The following is a 1174-nucleotide window of genomic DNA, read 5'->3' as shown; positions in this document are numbered from 1 at the left end:
GCGGGCGTCCGCACGGTGGCGGAGCTCGCCGAGGCCGGTCCCGAGCGCCCGCCGGACTGGAACGGCGAACCGTTCTCCGACGCCGTGCTGAGGGCCCGTGCGCACCGCGACGGCGAGGTCGTCGTCCCCAAGGTGGCCCGCCCCGCCATCCCGCGTGCGGACGTCGAGGTGGACGTGGACCTGGAGAGTCACCTGGACGACGGCGCCTACCTGTGGGGGACCCTGCTCACCCTGCGGGACGGGCGTCGCCTCGAGGCCGAGGGCTACCGGCCGTTCGCCACCTGGGCACGGTTGCCGGATCCGGACGAGGGTCGCTCGTTCGCCGAGTTCTGGCGCTGGCTCACCGGCATCCGGGACAGGGCCGAGGGGCAGGGGCGCACCTTCCGCGCCTACTGCTACTCGAGGTCCGCGGAGAACGGCTGGATGCTCTCGACCGCCACCAGGTTCGGGCCGGAGGGCACGGTGGCCGTCGTCAGAGGCGTCCCCTCGGTATCCGAGGTGCGGGGGTTCATCTCCTCTCCCCAGTGGGTCGACGTCCACGAAGCGGTGGCCACCCAGTTCGTCTCCACCTCCGGGCTCGGGCTCAAGGTGGTGGCGCCGGTGGCCGGATTCCACTGGCGTGACCCGGACGCCGGGGGTGAGCAGTCGATCGGGTGGTACCGGGATGCGCAGGCCTCGAGGGGGGTCGAGCGGGATTCCGGCAGGGAGCGCATCCTCGCGTACAACGAGGACGACGTCCGCGCGACCCGGGCTGTGCGGGAGTGGATTTCACGCGGATTCTAATTGAGTTCTCACTGAGAGGGAGCTGTGCTTCCCTTAAATTCAGGGATATGGTGGGGATAAGGGCGAAAGTTTACGACGCTCCCCGATCGTCGCGGCCGGAACCCGAAAGCTGTAGACCATCCCTCACGGGTGTCCCGTCGCGAACCCACGCGGATGCCGCGCCATATAAGGAGACGAACCCATGACGTTCTCGATCCGTAGGGCCGCTGCCGTCGCAGCCGCCACCGCCCTCGCCCTCTCCGGGGCGACCGCCGTCGCCTCCGCCCAGGACGGCACCGGAAGCCTGTCCGCCGACAGCCTCGGAGCCGACAGCCTGGGCACGTTGAGCAGCGGAAGCGAGGGCAGCGGCGACTCGGCCGGCGAGGGCTCCCTCCCGCAGGACCTCGGCTCG

2 protein-coding genes are annotated in these 1174 nt (G+C 70.6%); both read left to right on the top strand.

Annotated elements, in window-relative coordinates:
- Positions 1-783 (top strand): TM0106 family RecB-like putative nuclease (locus G6022_RS09770; protein WP_182691455.1); only part of this gene is annotated, 783 nt, incomplete at its 5' end.
- Positions 784-964: 181 nt separating this feature from the next.
- A partial coding sequence (locus G6022_RS17035) for a hypothetical protein (RefSeq protein WP_206682371.1) occupies positions 965-1174 on the top strand: 210 nt, incomplete at its 3' end.

It is taken from the genome of Dietzia sp. Cai40 (assembly GCF_014145165.1).
GTDB lineage: Bacteria > Actinomycetota > Actinomycetes > Mycobacteriales > Mycobacteriaceae > Dietzia > Dietzia natronolimnaea.
This window is presented reverse-complemented; position numbering and strand designations above follow the sequence as displayed.